Source organism: Alkalibacterium putridalgicola, assembly GCF_040959045.1.
Taxonomy (GTDB): Bacteria; Bacillota; Bacilli; order Lactobacillales; family Carnobacteriaceae_A; genus Alkalibacterium; species Alkalibacterium putridalgicola.
The window spans coordinates 1,714,389-1,729,848 of record NZ_CP162615.1; the positions used below are offsets into that span (position 1 = coordinate 1,714,389).

Consider the following 15,460-nt stretch of genomic DNA (forward strand, 5'->3'; position numbering starts at 1 on the left):
GTTTTAATCAAAGAAATGTGCTAAGAAATTCTTTATTTTATCTAAAAACGTTTCGCTGTTTTCGTTACTGTTTTTAGTCGGTTTTGAAATCGCCTGTACCGGACTCGTATCCTGTTTCTTGACGATGTTCTGAGAAGGTTTCTCCTTGTCGAACAAGACATAATGATTCATCACGCTATGGATATCATCCATAATCGCCTTGTAATGGACCAGTGCGATCGCATTCGTAAACGACGGATAACGCACGCCCATAAAATCAGGGACATATTTTTTTACGTGTACATTGAAGATCTCTTCTGCTAACTCCTCTATTTTGGGAATCGCTGAAGTCCCGCCTGTCAAAATAATTCCTCCGGGGAGCTCCAAAGCGCCGATCTCATCCAGTTCCGCCTTGATCTGTTCAAAGATCTGAGCGACTCTGGCTTCAATGATCTCAGCTATATAAGACTCTTTGACCTGAACGGTTTGATCCTGACCTACCACATCAACGGAGATAGACTGATCATTTTCCAGCGCCTCATCATCAATAAAGCTATAGCCAACTTCCCTTTTGATTTTTTCCGCATTTTTTAACGAGGTATTCAAGACGACCGATATATCTTTAGTTATATTCGCTCCACCCTCTTTGATTATGCTGGAAAACTTCACCTGTTGATCATGAACGGCCGATACAGTGGACTGTCCGCCGCCTAAATCGATCTGGATCGTGCCAAATCGTCTTTCATCTTCAGTCATTATCAGCTCTGACATCGCCTTAGGCTGGAAAATCAGGTCTTCAACTGCATAGCCTGCATTGTTTACACTTTTTTTGATATTGTGCAGCACAGTTTTTGAAACACTCAACGCAGTGCCGTAACATTCAACTTGATCTCCGACCATTTTTCTCGGATCTTTGATGCCGTCAAAGCCGTCCACAATAAATTCTTCGATCATTACAGACAAGAGTGTCTGATCTGAAGCAACTTTTTTCTCGCGGATCTGTTTGACCATTTTCTCGATGACCTCATCATCGACTTCCTGATTGGCACTCGAGACATCGACACTGACGTGAAACGGATTGATCTCGATGTTTAAAGCAGGTACGCCTACGATCAGCGCATCGATTTTCACACCCGCTTTTTCTTGAGCTTGATCGACAGCTTTTTTGATCGACTGAGCGGTCTCGTCAATATCAATGATCAAGCCTTTACTCATCCCGCTGGTTCGTTCACTTCCAACTCCAATAACATTCATCTGACCATTTAGAACTTCAGAAACAATGACTTTAATTGAAGTGGTTCCAATATCTAAACTTGTATACACACCATTTTTCAATTTATTGAAACCTCCTATCTCAAAAATCTTACTGTTCAACTATCTTTTAAAGATTATATTTATTTTAAAGTTATTACTCCAATTCATTTTACCATAAAATGACAGCTATTATGAAGAGTGTTTGCTGATTTATCAGTATTTTTCGATTACTTTTGTGTAACATTCAAAAATATCCGGCATTCGCGAAAAAAGCAAGAGTGAAATCCGCTCTTCACTCTTGCTTTTATTCAAAATCTTCAATTTCTTCTGATTCTTCTTCATCTGAAAAAGGTATAAAATATGCTCCCGCTTCCAAATCGAATAAACCCTTCACATCATCGACCGTATTTTTCATTTCCTCATAGTAATTCAACCGCTCCGAAAAATTCGGTGCATTGACCAGCACTTCATTCCCGTCGTTCATGAAGACTCGTAAGAGCAGGCTATTACGTTCATCATTCAGATAGTCTATTTCGGAAATCAATTCTTTTACCTCTTCATCTATCTTTTCATATTCATCAAGAACCTGGTTTAAAGCTCTGCCTTCCTCAAAATCATTGAGTATAGGCTGACCAGAATTGATACGAGGGACTGTTTCATCCAGAATAACACCGTTTTCCAGTATTTTTCTGTACGTATTGTCACTGGCTAAATAGGCTACTGCCTGGTGCTCTTCGATCGTAATTGTGAGAGCTTGCATGCCAGTGAGGGTCAGCTCTGCTTTTTTGACCTGTGGATTGGATTCAACGATCTGCTCTTCTATCTTGCCTCTATTCAGATAGTTTTCCCAGATCGATTGTCCAGAGCTCAAACCGCTCGAATCAAGGACAGTCTGATCATATACTTCATCTGTCCCAGTAACCGAAACCTCTTCTACTAGACGATATGGACTGACAAAATAGTACGACAGAAGACCTGCAGCCAAAAATAAAGTAACGACTATTCCATACTTGAGCAGTCTTCTCCTATCCTTCTTTAGATAAACGACCGAGGATTCAGGCACGGATACCTTCTTTTCATTTTTAGTGAAATTCTCCTCTTGTTTGCTCATGGCATTTTCTCCTAAACTTTCTTGATTTTCAAAAGTTTCAAAATCGTATCGATAATGAGGTCTGAAGCATTGGGTTTACCTAATCCTTTTGCAGCCCGACTCATTTCTTCTCGCTTAAGCTTGTCAGCCATTAGAAGGTCGATTTTTTCAATCAGTTTCTCTCCATTCAGATCTGATTCTTCAAGCATCAATGCAGCTCCCTTGTCCACAAGGCTTTGTGCATTCTTTGTCTGATGATCTTCAGTTACATTGGGACTCGGGATAAGGACGCTCGGGATGCCTAGAGCAGTGAGTTCAGCAAGTGTTGTTGCCCCGCTTCTGGAGACCACAAGCGAAACCGAAGCAAACACTTCAGGCAGCTCGTTGATATAGGGAACGATTTTTACGTTCTTAGAATCTTCCTCAGACACAGTCGTTGACTTATTCCATTTCTCCATTATAGAAGCATAATGATGCTTACCGGTTATAAAGAGCGTCTGATACGATTTCTTGGTTAGATCTGTCCCGCTGTCGACGATCGTTTCATTTATCTTGAATGCGCCTCTGCTTCCTCCGAAAATCAGCACCGTCGGTTTATCCGGATCAAGACTGTATTCTTTCAGGATATCCGTTTTAACAAACCCAGCTACTTCCTGGGCACGAGGATTGCCGGTATAGACGACCTTATCCTGATTGGATCCGAACTGTTCGCGGGCTTCCTCAAAGCATATGGCGATCGCAGAGACATGTCTGGCGAGAAACTTATTTGTTAAGCCTACAACGCTGTTCTGTTCATGGATCAGCGTGGGGACATTTAATTTAGCGGCTGCATAACAAACAGGTGCACTAACGTACCCACCCGTACCGATCACAACATCCGGATCAAATTGACGTACTATTTTTTTTGCTTTAGATATAGAGGAAAGAAACAGCTTCACGGTATTCATATTGTACATCAACCCTTTAAAGCTGATATCGCGTTTAAAACCTTCTACTTTAAGGGGCTCGAATGCATAGCCTTTCTCGGGAACGATCGAACTTTCAAGTCCGCGATGGGTTCCGACATATAAAAATTCAGCGTGGTCATCGAGTTCTTTCATCCTGTTCATCAACGCTAGGGCAGGATAGATATGTCCGCCCGTGCCTCCACCTGTTACTAATATTTTCATTATTTACGCACTAAAGTGCTTATCCTCCTTTAACCGACTGTTGAATCGTTTTTACGGTCTCTATGAAATCATCACCGCGTTCTTCGAAATTCGCATACTGATCCCAGCTTGCACATGCAGGTGACAACAGTATCACATCGCCCTTTTCACTTTTTCTAAAAGCATCTACGGTCGCTTCACTTACTGTATCCACTACGATAACCGATTCAATATCTGCTTTTCTGGCTACCTCAGCCAGCTGATCCTTCGTTTCACCGAATGCAATAACTGCTTTGACATGCTCTTTCAGCAGAGGAATCAAGTCGTCGAACGACTCATCCCTATCCAGTCCCCCAGTAATCAAAATGACTGGGTCGGAAAAACCTTCCAGGGCATGGATCGTTGCTAATGAATTGGTCGCCTTGGAATCATTATAGAAACTTCGACCCTCTACCTTATCTACTAGCTGCATCCTGTGTTTGACGCCTTTGAACTGTGAGAATGCCGCTTGGATATCTTCGTTTTCCATTTTTTTCAGCTTAGCGACCGCTATTGCGGCCAGTGCATTTTCCAGGTTATGTTCGCCGGGGATCAGTACCTTGTCCGTCGGCATAATGGCTTCTTTCTTGTACATGATCATTTTATTTTTTACATAAACGCCGTTTTCCAGTTCTCTTTTTCGAGAGAATGGGACAAGCTGTGCTTCGCTTGTACTTTCAACTAATTCGGTAAGTTCATCCTGGTCTCGATTGAAGATAAGATAATCAGATGATGTTTGATTTTTTGTTATAGCTATTTTTGCATTGACATACTCATCTCGTGTTTTGTGATAATCCAAGTGAGCAGAATAGATATTGGTGATGACAGCGATCGATGGATGGAACGAATCGATGCCCATCAGCTGAAAACTGGAGACTTCCATGACCAGGTCATCTATTGGCTTGGATTTCTGAGCAATCAGACTAGCCGGGGTCCCTATATTACCCACTGCGTATGCTTTACCTGCAGACCGGTTCTCATTTAAGAGGGTTTCCACCATCATGGTGGTCGTTGTTTTACCATTTGTACCTGTGATAGCTATGACTGGACTTTCTGATATTAAGTATGCCTGTTCGATTTCAGTAATGATTTTTATATTTTTACTTACTGCCCGCTTGACCAGAGGGTTGGAATACGGAATGCCAGGATTTTTAACAATAAAATCCAACGGCCTTTCAAGGATATCCATAGGGTGTCCCCCAGAAATAACTTCGATACCTTTATCAGTCAGATCCATCGCTTCCTCGTTGTCACTAAGATCTTTGAAGTCATTGACGATGACTTCTGCACCCAGCCTATTAAGCAGCAGTGCAGCGTTATAGCCGGAGACTGCAAGTCCCAGGACTAGAACAGATTTATTTTCAAAATATTCTACATTCTTCATCATAAAACCCCTCATTTTTACTATCTAGCCTATGTATAAGTGTACAGTGAATTTAAAAAACTGGAAGTAGAATAACTACTACCAGTTTTTTACATTATAAAATCAGCAAGGTCAACAGCGAAGCAGCCAGAGTGATCAGCGAAAAGATGATGACGATTTTCCATTCATCCCATCCAACCATTTCAAAATGGTGATGGATCGGACTCATTTTAAATAATCGTTTTCCCGTCAACTTGAACGACGTCACCTGCATCATGACACTTGCTGTCTCAATGACAAATATTATACCGATCAATAGCAGGGTCCATTCCTGATTCAGAACGATCGAGACAGCAGCCAAGCCGGCACCCAGCGCAAGCGAGCCGACATCACCCATAAATATGCGGGCCGGTTTCCTGTTAAAAAGGAAAAAAACGATCAAAGCACCTAGAACAGCACTTGTGAAGACAGCTACTTCATACTGTTCCTGCATGACTGCGATCACAGTGTAAGTCAAATATGCAATAAATGCTGTAGTGGTCAGCAGACCGTCGATACCGTCAGTCAAATTGGTAGCGTTAGAAAAGCCAACCAGCCAGAAAAGGATAAACAGGACATAAAAGAAACCAAGATCCAGTTCTGTTCCAAGAGGCAGAGCGACACTCTGTATGTCCAGCACTTGGGAAACGCCTATATAAAATAAAACAGCTGCAGCAATTTGTCCAATCAGTTTCTGCAGACTTGTCAGACCGAGGTTTCGCTTCATCATTACTTTTATATAGTCATCGATGAAGCCAATGCTTCCATATACAAGCAAAATAAAGGTAAGCAGAAGGACCAGCAAACCGTTCACAGAAAACACCATACTGAATATCAGCATAGCGATCGACACAGCGATCAGGATAGAAATACCGCCCATCGTCGGTGTCCCGGATTTCACTTCATGCCAGGAAGGTCCTTCCCCCCTCGTCGTTTGCCCTAACTGCTTTTCTTTGAACACTTTTATAAATACAGGCGTCAAGCCTGCGACGATCGCCCCGCTCAAAATCAGCGGGTAAAGTAATTGAATGCTTTGCACTATTTTTTTCCTTTCTTTCCGAAAAATTATCCATTCGGTGATAAAGTCACCGTGAGTTCGGTCTCACTCTCTATGAAAGAGTGTGGAGCAAGGTCTTGAGAATTGACGAATCCTTCTCCTTTAATGATCACTTCGACCCCTGTCATTTCTGAAAGTTTCAATACGTCACTCTTGGACCAGCCTGTTAGATCAGGCAGAGTCATCGCACCGTTAGTCATCAGCATGATCCTGTCTGACTCATTCAGCTCAGCGTCTGTGGCAGGATACTGTTGGACGATCGTGTCTCCAGAGCCAATGATGCTGAATTCTTTCTCTTCACTCGTAAGTGTTTCGATAACTGTCTGAGTATTTTCCTGGATGACGTTCTCCATCCGTTCAGGTGTTTCTTCAAAATCAGTGACCGTTTCTTCAGAAGAGTAATATTCCAGTGCACGCTTCATGACTGGATTAAAAACTTTCCGAACGACGTAGCTGCCATGTCCGACTCCATTCAGTTCAGGCTGCTGGACGGTCACATAGAAGATCAGTTCAGGATCTTCTACCGGTCCCATACCAACAACTGAATAGATGTAATTGGATCCTCCGGACAGGTAGCGACCATTATAGCCGACCATTTGAGCAGTACCAGTCTTAGCACCAATCTCAAAGCCTTCGACAGCATATCCCTGAGCTGTACCTACATCACTGTATACTGTTTCGGTCAAATATTCAAGTGCCTGATCAGCAGTTTCTTTAGAAATCACTGCGTCTGATTCTTCAGGCTGAAAAATATCTTCTTCACCCGTTTGAGTATCCACGATTTTCTTAACTAAATGAGGTTCAACCATTTTCCCATCATTCGTTATAGCAGAAAATGCACGCAGCATTTGAATAGGTGTCACTGATATACCTTGTCCGAATGCTGTATTTGCCTGCTGGCTCAGCGTGGCATAAGGATTTGATCCGCTATATTCATTCGGTAGAGAAATGCCTGTCGGCTGACCGAAACCAAAGTTATCTAGGTAGGTCTCCCATACATCGTATCCCATCTTTTCTGTCTGGTGCACAAAGCCCACGTTACTTGAACGTGCGAGTCCTTCCAGGTATGAAATATACCCCCACCCTTCAGGCTTGACGTCTCTGATCAGTTCTCCGCCGACCTCTATTTTACCGGATTTATAATAATCATAGGGTTTGAACGTCCCTTCTTGGATAGCCGCAGCCAAGGTCATTACTTTCAATGTCGATCCAGGTTCAAATTGGTATTCAACAAGGTAGTTCTGCCACGTCTGGTCGATCCCCTCTTTTGATGTCGCATTGAATGTAGGTCTTTGTGTCGTGGCAAGGATCTCACCTGTTTTAGCATGCATCAAAGTCGCTGTTAAGACCTCTGGCGCATGCTCTTCCTCAACGTCTTCCACGATGCTTTCTAGAAAGATCTGCATGCGTCTATCTAGAGTAAGTTGAATATCATTACCATCTGTAGGGAGGACTTCTTCGATTTCCTGATTAGGGATGACGTAGCCGAAACGGTCTCTCTGGTATTCGATATAACCGTCTTCACCTCTTAAGATTTCATCGTATTCTTTTTCCAGTCCGAGAACGCCTTTAAGGGACTGATCTTCTTCGTTTTCCGCATCTCTCTGTGCCAATCCGACCGTATGAGAAGCAAAGGTTCCATTAGGGTATAGCCTGCTTTTCTTCTCCTCAAACGTTATGCCTGTCAATTCTTCTTTTTCGAGATCTTCTTCGATGTTACTCACGATCTCATAGGTCAGGTTATTTCCTGCACTGCCGAATTCGACCTGGCTGCTGTCTTTAGTCAGCCTGTCCAGAAGTTCTGTCTCACTCATTGATAAATGTCTTGCGAGGACTTCTGCTACTGCTTCCGGCTCTTGAATGTGGATCGGACGCTTAGGCGTCGACCAGTCGTCAGTCAAAACAGCAATCATTTTATAGGTATTTGCATCCATAGCGATGGGGTTGCCGCTGGAATCATAAATCGTTCCACGGTTGGCCCGCAGGACATTGTTGCGCGTATAAAGCTTGTGCACATTGGATACTAAATTTTCCCCATTGACTTCTCCCGTGACCATTATCCATGCAAACCGTGAGAACACACTGAAAAACAAGATAAAACAAAAAATATACAGCATGATCGCTATATATTTTCTATTACGAAAGGGATTCGATTCTTTGATTTTTCTCTTTATCTGTTTCATTTAAATACATTCCTGATCTGCTCTTCATTCATTTCCAGACCATTGTCTTTTGCGATAGCATACACTCGGTCATAGCGTGAAAGTTCCTGAACGTTCTGTTCGTAATTGCTGTTTTCCACTTGAACCATTGCTGCCTGAGCTTCTATATCCTGGATCGTTCTATTCGTTGTTGAGACCTGCATAGATAAGGCGATATGCCCTACTGCCAAAACGAAAAGAACGATACCGAACATACTGCTTACCAGCATCTCTAGTCGGGTCAATCCCTTTTTATGTAATCTTTTTTCAGTTTCTCTCGTTTGTGTCGTTTTAGGTTGAGTTAATGGCTGATTGAGCGGCTGGGTCTTGTTCGCCAACTGTCTAGCTAAGTTATCATTCATCATAGGTAACCTTCTCCATTCTGCTGATTATTCAGAGGTGACTTATTTTTCTCTTTGTTTTTCGGCGACTCTAAGCTTAGCACTGCGTGAGCGGTTATTGCTGTTCAGCTCTTCCTCTGAAGGCAGTATCGGCTTTCTGTTCACCATTTTCAGTATGGGCTGCTTACTATCAGGGATGACCGGTAGACCGCGAGGCAGCTCCGGAAGTTCTGAGTAACTTTTATACAGCTGTTTGACTATACGGTCTTCTAAAGAATGAAAGGTGATCGCACTGATTCGTCCCCCGACATTTATCAAATCAACTGCCTGTTCAAGTGAGTCTTCCAATGCGCCAAGCTCGTCATTGACTGCTATACGCAGTGCCTGAAACACGCGTTTAGCAGGATGTCCGCCTTTTCTTCGGGCCGGAGCCGGAATGGCTTCTTTGATAATATCTACCAGTTCATGAGTCGTATCTATCGGTCGTTCTGATCGTCTGGCTTCGATTTTTCTCGCAATTTGCTTTGAAAACTTTTCTTCACCATAACGGAAAAATATGCGAACCAGATCACTGTATTCCCAGTGATTTACGATGTCATAAGCAGTCAGCTCCTGTGTCTGATCCATCCGCATGTCCAGCCTAGCATCTTTATGATAGCTGAATCCTCTTTCTGTGACATCGAGCTGCGGTGATGAAACACCTAGATCATATAAAACACCATCGACCTTATAGACATGCTCTGCTTCAAGCGCACTTTTCAAATGCCTGAAGTTATCATGAATAAAGGTCAGTTTGCCGCTCTCCAATTCATCAGACAAAAACTTGCGGGCATTTTCGATAGCAGTCATATCTTGATCGAATGCATATAAATGACCCTCTGGACCAAGCTGGCTTAAAATGAGGGCTGTATGTCCTGCTCCTCCCAAGGTGCAGTCAACGTATATCCCGTCTCGTTTTACATTTAGTCCGTCTACAGTCTCGTTAAGTAATACTGTTTCATGTTTGAATTCTGCCATTTCTATACTCCTCTGCTGATTTCATATCAGAAACCAAAGTCGATCATTTCCTCTGCTATGTCTTCAAATGATTCATTCGCGTCTTCAGCAAATGACGTCCATCTCTCTTCGCTCCATATTTCTATACGGTCGGACACGCCTATAATGAAACACGATTTTTCAAGTGCTGCGTGATCGATCAATGTATTAGGCAGGTTTATCCTCCCCTGTTTATCCAGTGAGCATTCAGTAGCTGCTGAATAAAGGAAGCGTGTAAACGCTCTCGATTCTTTTTTGGCGAGAGGGAGCTGTTTCAGCTTGGATTCGAGTTCTCTCCACTCTCTCATGGGATAGCCGAAAAGACAGCCGTCTAATCCGCGGGTCACAATGAAATTCTCTCCAAGATCATCTCGGAATTTTGCTGGAACGATCAAACGTCCTTTTGCATCGATTGCATGTTTATACTCTCCCAGCAACATTTCACTATCCCCTTTCCCCACTTATATGTTAAAGTCTACCACAATTCCCCACTTTCTACCACACCATTTCCGGTAAAAAAACTGGGATTTCTGCTCAAAAATAAAAAAAACCTAGCCACTGATACATATGGCTAGGGAACGCATGTTTATTAAAGTTTCATGACTAAGGACAGGTCGTGGTCAGCTAGGAAAAAAGCACCCAGACACCTGCACTGATATAGAAAAGCAGACAGGTAATAAATACGATCCGCCACCATATTCTGAAAAAAAGATAAAGCTTCAGCTCTTTCAGGTAAAACGTATAATAAGTGGCCAGAATGATCCCCACTAAAGATATGACCATAACGAAGTAAGGAATGAGATTGATGGGGAAATAAAGCTCGCTCATAATGAACAGGAGTACGAGCATATAGGGAATAATAAGATCGACTACTTTCAAAGACAGCCGCAGCTGCTTAAACTGCTTATTAATCCATCCTGAAAAAAGGAGCGTTATAAATGGGACAGAATAAAAACCGATCAATAGGAGCTGGTCCGATAATGTATTCACACAGTCACATCCGTTTCTTTTCATATATTGATAGTTCTTTATTATGTAGTGTTCACCATAGAGAAAAGCAAAAAAGTGCTTATGAACAAGAGTCATAAACACTTTTTCTATAATTTAAATCATCGTATAGACTGATTAAATTATGCTTCTTTGTTGATTACCTCTTTGCCTGCGTAATGTCCGCATGAAGGGCATACGTGGTGATTACGTTTAACTTCACCACAATTAGGACAATCACTCATGTTTGGAAGGTCCAATTTGATATGAGTACGTCTTTTTGCTTTTCTGCTAGTAGAAGTTCTTCTTTTAGGTACTGCCATTTTCCAACACACCTCCTTAAAAGGTTTCGAATTCTATTGCTTACTCGTTATCTTCTTTGAAGAGATCTTTAAGTACTGCAAATCTCGGATCTCCTTCACCATTAGATGAATGCATATCATTGTTATGCTGATCTTCCGGTAAAACTATCCAATCTTTTCCACTTGGCATATCATCTGATTCAAGTTCTTCCGCTGTGAAGATTTGACTGGGTTTACTGGTCAATATAGCATCTTCGATCGGCTTCTTGAGATTCAATGTATCGGTGGTCAAGCGTTCAGCCAGTTCTTCTTCTGCAAACTGTTCCAGACTAACAGGAGAGTCAGGGGCCAGATAGATCTCTGAAAATGGAATAGTCATGACCAATTCAACAGGTTCTAACGAACGTGAAGAAGGTAACGTCACTTTCACTTTCATCGTCATATCAACATAATATACAGATTTCTCATCAACAGTCAACATCCCTTGAAGGGAAACCGGACTTGCCGCGATTATATCATTGTCTCTTTCTTTCAATGACGCCTCTAAATCGACCGATCCATTTAATGTTAATGGAGAATCCTGATACTTTTTCAATTCATTTAATGCCCATTTTATTTTCATAGACTTCACCTCAGTGTTTAACGTCTTTTATCAAACAATGTCATAGGCACAAACATCATTACTTTTAAAAGTTTTCACTTAATGAGCAACAAAAATAATTATACTATTTTAAACAGATAAAGTCAATCCATTTTTATAGGCTTTCTTTTATAATCCTGAGATTTTATCCTGTCATGCTCCGCTAGTCTATATACTTCGCTCACAGTGATATCGTGTGCAACCAGTGCACTGTTCTTCTGACTGACATTAGTGACCAGCGGAATCTCTAACTGCCGCTTTATCTCACTTAGATAAGTCTGTCCGGTACGGTTGAATCCGAGCAACCGGATGAAATTGAGATGGTCTATTCTTTTTTCCATTTCTTCTTTTGTTTTATCGAGAAGAATATAAAAACATATGCGCTGAAGTCTCGTCCAGGAAAGCTGTTTAGTTTTGAGCGCCGTCAGAAAACCAGCCATATCCTCAGCTTCTTTTATCACTGCCTTCACTCTGTACTCCAGACCTTGTTCCATCAAATAGATTTGACTCAATCCCTCCAGCGAAGTCGTTGTTATCCTGTATTTCAAATACGGGAAAAAATCATCCCATTTAACCAATTTGCTGTTAACTAAACTGGTTTTGGTTTCTTCTGGAAATGGAAGACTGGAGGCAGTTTCCCACTCCTTTGAAGAAGACAACATTTTCCTTATCGCTGTTGCACTGGCAATTTCGTCACCGGATCCGATTTCCTGATCATGATAATGACTGCTTTTCCTTCTCACAGTCTGAATACCGATAGATCTATTTTTCTTCTGCAGTTCTTTTGCATACGCAAATCCGAGTATGTTGTTCGGTTGGGTAAGATCCAATTTGATTTCCGGTAAGTATTTCGCAAGAAGTCTGCTCATGTTTTTGGCATAGGTCAGTTTTTGTTCCTGCTCAGGTTTAAACAGTTCATTGATTTCTTCTTCTTTTTCCAGGTACATCGCTGCTGATAATAGAAAATCAGAACCGTCGCCGGATTCACTTCCAAAGCTTAAAACATCGATACCCATAAGATCCAGGAGTTCGACTGCACCTTTTGCGAACAGATCAGCTGGCTGAACACTGAAGGCAGCAGGTATTTCAAGAACGATATCAGCCCCATGGCTAAGCGCAGTTTGAGCTCTCTGCCATTTATCTATAACAGCCGGTTCACCTCGCTGAAGAAAATTACCGGACATCGCTACGATCAGAACATCGGCTCCTGTCTTCTTTTTGGCTTCTGCAAGCTGATATAAGTGTCCATTGTGAAACGGATTGTATTCCGCAACGACTCCACATACTTTCATAAACGTACTCCTTACTTCTTACAGGCGAAGAACCAGCGTCGGCTGTCCTCTTTTACTTCTTCTGTAAAATCAGCACAGACTTCGATCTTGTTGAAGCCGGCTTTTTGTAATAACTTTTTATACATGTCCAGCGGATAAGTTCTTTCTTTATGTGTTTCTTCATATCGGTCATAACTGTTATCTTCACTATTCACAAAAAATGACAGTTCATGTTCCACCGAATAAGGTTCTTCTCCTTCAAAGCTGTCCCACAAAAATACGATACCATCAGTTTCGGCATGAAAAGACGTATTTAGAAAAGCTTCGATCTGATAGATGGAGTGGACGTCAAAAAGAAACAAGCCTTCATTTTCAAGCTTGCTGTAAACTTCTTTAAACACTGCATACAGTTCATTTTCATCTTTCATGTAGCAAAGTGCATCACTGTAGCAGATGACATTCGCATACACAGGCAGATCTTTTAAATCCCTCATATCTCCTTGGACGAGAGGGAACGTCACACCTTCTTCGAGTTGTCGGTTATAAGCCAGGCTCAACATTTCATCAGACAAGTCAAGCCCGGTAATATCATATCCGCTTTCTTTCAGCTTCAATCCCAGTATGCCCGTCCCGCTTCCAAGTTCAAGTATCGCTTCACCTTCAGGAATGTATTTTTTTGTATAGTTCAGCCATTTTTCATAAAGGCTGTCATCCATCAAATCATCGTATACTTTTGCAAACCAATTGTATGTCATTAGTCCAGCCATTTCTCTATGTCAACATAATCTGCATCAGACCACAAGCGTTCCAGTTTATAAAATTCACGTTCTTCCTGATTGAACAAATGAACGATCACATCGCCTAAATCAATGAGGACCCATTTAGCATCATCTTTACCTTCTACTCGTTTAATGTCCTGGTCGTGCTTAGAAGCTTCATCTAATATGCTTTGTGCAATGGCATTAAGCTGTCTGTCATTATTTGCATGCAGAATAACGAAATAATCTGCCAGCAGTGAAACATTCTTCATATCAAGCGCAACGATATCTTCGGCTTGTTTGGCATCTGCTGCTTTCACTACGTATTCTAGTACTTCCATTGGTGTTTGTTTCATATTTTCTCTCCTTAGTTGTCTACTACCCAGGCGTTATACGTTTCAACTGCCTTGGGATATATTTTATTTTCTCTTTTGACTAAATGTTTCAGCGTTTGTCGGGTAATGTAAGAAACTGTTTTAGTCAAATCTTTGTCTGCCAGTTTCCGTGCTTTATCCACACCGCTGTGAGAACGTTTGGGTTCGATATAGTCAGCAACATAAATGATTTGTGCCACCTCACTCATTGTCGGACTGCCAATGGTATGGGCCTTGATAGCTTCAAGGATTTCTTCATTCTCAAGCTGATATTCGTTCTTCATCAGTATAGCCCCTACAGGCCCATGCCAGATATTACTTCCGAACTGAAGCATATCCAATTCCAGATTTTCACTGATGATCAGATCACGCATTTCAGCATCAGGCCTTTCCTTTGCATAATCATGTGCCAAGGCGGCGATGCTGACTTTCTCCATGTCTATGTCATATTTATCTGCGAGATATAAAGCTGTCTGTTCCACTCTTAAAACATGTTTATATCGGCGATAGCTCATGGATTCATGCATAAGTTCAACCAGTTCTTCTCTGTTTAAGCGAATATAGTTATTCTGGTATTCCATCTGAATTTTCTTCATTTTTATATAATCCTTTACTTTCGATATAATTCTCTACTTCGGGAGGAACCAAATATCTAATAGAACAACCATCTTTCACTTTCTGACGGATCAACGTTGAACTAATATCAATATTCGGTACATCGACACCAATAACAGGATAGGGAGTTTCCAGACTGTAATAGGGACGGTTGACAGCCACAAACTGAACCATATTTACAAGTTCATCGATTTTATACCAGTTTTTCAAATCCTGAACCATATCTGCTCCAATAATAAAGTAATATTCTACATCGGGATTCTTTTCTTTAAGTTCCACGATCGTATCATACGTGTAGCTTTTTCCTCCGCGCTTAAGTTCTGCTTTTTCCACAGAAAACGAACCATTGTCTTTCACAGACTCAGTCAGCATAACTGACCGATGACTGGCGTCAATGGTCTTCTTTTCTTTCTTATGCGGTGGTTCTGCACTTGGCATAAACAGAATCTCTTCTAAGCCAAGCTGGTCTTTGACCTGATCGGCTATAATTAAATGTCCCAAATGCGGCGGATTAAACGTTCCGCCCAAAATCCCGATTTTCCTTTTAGGGAGTGCCCCGATCAATTCACTTAGAACTTCCGGTTCGATGACATTTGCAACTTTATTGACCAACGCTCGTTCTCTCCTTTATGAATGATTGGATTTAGGCAGGCGAGAAGAATAGCGCTGATATTTTTCTTTGTCAGAAGGTTTAAACAACACTAATACCCTGCCTATTTTCTGCACGACAGTAATGTCTGAATGTTCTTCTATAAACTCGACAGCTTCACCGGCTGTCCACTCTGTGTTCTGAAGTAACTGGACCTTCATTAATTCCTTATTTTCAAGTGAATCTTCAAATTCCCTGACCATCTCGACTGTTAATCCATTTTTCCCAATTTGGAAAATAGGCGTCAGACTGTTTGCTTCTGATCTCAAGAAACGTTTCTGTTTACCTGTTAAATTCATATCCATCCTCTTTTCTGAG

At 41.7% G+C, this 15,460-nt stretch carries 18 protein-coding genes; all 18 read right to left on the reverse strand.

Annotation, left to right across the window (positions count from 1 at the left end; genetic code table 11):
* Positions 1-3: 3 nt before the first annotated feature.
* Entirely contained in the window at positions 4-1,314 is a 1,311-nt protein-coding gene (ftsA, locus tag AB4027_RS08105; RefSeq protein WP_368644960.1) for a cell division protein FtsA, read from the reverse strand.
* A gap of 223 nt (positions 1,315-1,537) precedes the next feature.
* On the reverse strand, positions 1,538-2,344 hold the full coding sequence (locus tag AB4027_RS08110) for a cell division protein FtsQ/DivIB (RefSeq protein ID WP_368644961.1): 807 nt from the start codon (positions 2,342-2,344) through the stop codon (positions 1,538-1,540).
* A gap of 11 nt (positions 2,345-2,355) precedes the next feature.
* Positions 2,356-3,492, reverse strand: a complete 1,137-nt coding sequence (murG, locus tag AB4027_RS08115) for an undecaprenyldiphospho-muramoylpentapeptide beta-N-acetylglucosaminyltransferase (protein ID WP_368644962.1) — start codon at positions 3,490-3,492, stop codon at positions 2,356-2,358.
* A gap of 19 nt (positions 3,493-3,511) precedes the next feature.
* Complete coding sequence (gene murD / locus AB4027_RS08120; RefSeq protein WP_368646418.1) at positions 3,512-4,894, reverse strand: UDP-N-acetylmuramoyl-L-alanine--D-glutamate ligase; 1,383 nt, start codon at positions 4,892-4,894, stop codon at positions 3,512-3,514.
* 94 nt (positions 4,895-4,988) lie between these two features.
* Positions 4,989-5,951 (reverse strand): phospho-N-acetylmuramoyl-pentapeptide-transferase, encoded by a 963-nt coding sequence (gene mraY, locus AB4027_RS08125; RefSeq protein WP_368644963.1) that lies wholly within the window; start codon positions 5,949-5,951, stop codon positions 4,989-4,991.
* 26 nt (positions 5,952-5,977) lie between these two features.
* Positions 5,978-8,152, reverse strand: coding sequence for a penicillin-binding transpeptidase domain-containing protein (locus tag AB4027_RS08130; protein ID WP_368644964.1), 2,175 nt, complete (start codon positions 8,150-8,152; stop codon positions 5,978-5,980).
* Positions 8,149-8,535 (reverse strand): cell division protein FtsL, encoded by a 387-nt coding sequence (gene ftsL, locus AB4027_RS08135; RefSeq protein WP_368644965.1) that lies wholly within the window; start codon positions 8,533-8,535, stop codon positions 8,149-8,151. Before ftsL ends, AB4027_RS08130 begins: the two co-directional genes overlap by 4 nt.
* Before the next feature lie 39 nt (positions 8,536-8,574).
* Positions 8,575-9,528 carry a 16S rRNA (cytosine(1402)-N(4))-methyltransferase RsmH gene (gene rsmH, locus AB4027_RS08140; protein ID WP_368644966.1) on the reverse strand — a complete coding sequence of 318 codons (954 nt, stop codon included), beginning with the start codon at positions 9,526-9,528 and terminating at the stop codon, positions 8,575-8,577.
* 26 nt (positions 9,529-9,554) lie between these two features.
* The gene (gene mraZ, locus AB4027_RS08145; protein ID WP_368644967.1) at positions 9,555-9,986 is read right to left on the reverse strand and encodes a division/cell wall cluster transcriptional repressor MraZ; all 432 of its coding nucleotides are present in this window, start codon (positions 9,984-9,986) and stop codon (positions 9,555-9,557) included.
* 184 nt (positions 9,987-10,170) lie between these two features.
* Positions 10,171-10,536, reverse strand: coding sequence for a DUF3397 family protein (locus AB4027_RS08150; RefSeq protein ID WP_368644968.1), 366 nt, complete (start codon positions 10,534-10,536; stop codon positions 10,171-10,173).
* Positions 10,537-10,676: 140 nt separating this feature from the next.
* Positions 10,677-10,856, reverse strand: a complete 180-nt coding sequence (rpmF, locus tag AB4027_RS08155; protein WP_091489072.1) for a 50S ribosomal protein L32 — start codon at positions 10,854-10,856, stop codon at positions 10,677-10,679.
* A 40-nt stretch (positions 10,857-10,896) separates the two neighbouring features.
* On the reverse strand, positions 10,897-11,457 hold the full coding sequence (locus tag AB4027_RS08160; protein ID WP_091489070.1) for a DUF177 domain-containing protein: 561 nt from the start codon (positions 11,455-11,457) through the stop codon (positions 10,897-10,899).
* Between the two features lie 122 nt (positions 11,458-11,579).
* Positions 11,580-12,767 (reverse strand): nucleotidyltransferase, encoded by a 1,188-nt coding sequence (locus AB4027_RS08165; RefSeq protein ID WP_368644969.1) that lies wholly within the window; start codon positions 12,765-12,767, stop codon positions 11,580-11,582.
* A gap of 11 nt (positions 12,768-12,778) precedes the next feature.
* On the reverse strand, positions 12,779-13,501 hold the full coding sequence (locus AB4027_RS08170) for a class I SAM-dependent methyltransferase (protein WP_368644970.1): 723 nt from the start codon (positions 13,499-13,501) through the stop codon (positions 12,779-12,781).
* The gene (gene rsfS / locus AB4027_RS08175) at positions 13,501-13,860 is read right to left on the reverse strand and encodes a ribosome silencing factor (protein WP_091489065.1); all 360 of its coding nucleotides are present in this window, start codon (positions 13,858-13,860) and stop codon (positions 13,501-13,503) included. Before rsfS ends, AB4027_RS08170 begins: the two co-directional genes overlap by 1 nt.
* 11 nt (positions 13,861-13,871) lie before the next feature.
* The gene (gene yqeK, locus AB4027_RS08180; RefSeq protein ID WP_368644971.1) at positions 13,872-14,474 is read right to left on the reverse strand and encodes a bis(5'-nucleosyl)-tetraphosphatase (symmetrical) YqeK; all 603 of its coding nucleotides are present in this window, start codon (positions 14,472-14,474) and stop codon (positions 13,872-13,874) included.
* Positions 14,443-15,081: a nicotinate-nucleotide adenylyltransferase gene (locus AB4027_RS08185; RefSeq protein WP_246119130.1), complete on the reverse strand. Its 639-nt coding sequence runs from the start codon at positions 15,079-15,081 to the stop codon at positions 14,443-14,445. Before AB4027_RS08185 ends, yqeK begins: the two co-directional genes overlap by 32 nt.
* Before the next feature lie 39 nt (positions 15,082-15,120).
* Positions 15,121-15,441 carry a ribosome assembly RNA-binding protein YhbY gene (gene yhbY / locus AB4027_RS08190; protein WP_091489061.1) on the reverse strand — a complete coding sequence of 107 codons (321 nt, stop codon included), beginning with the start codon at positions 15,439-15,441 and terminating at the stop codon, positions 15,121-15,123.
* Positions 15,442-15,460: the final 19 nt, after the last annotated feature.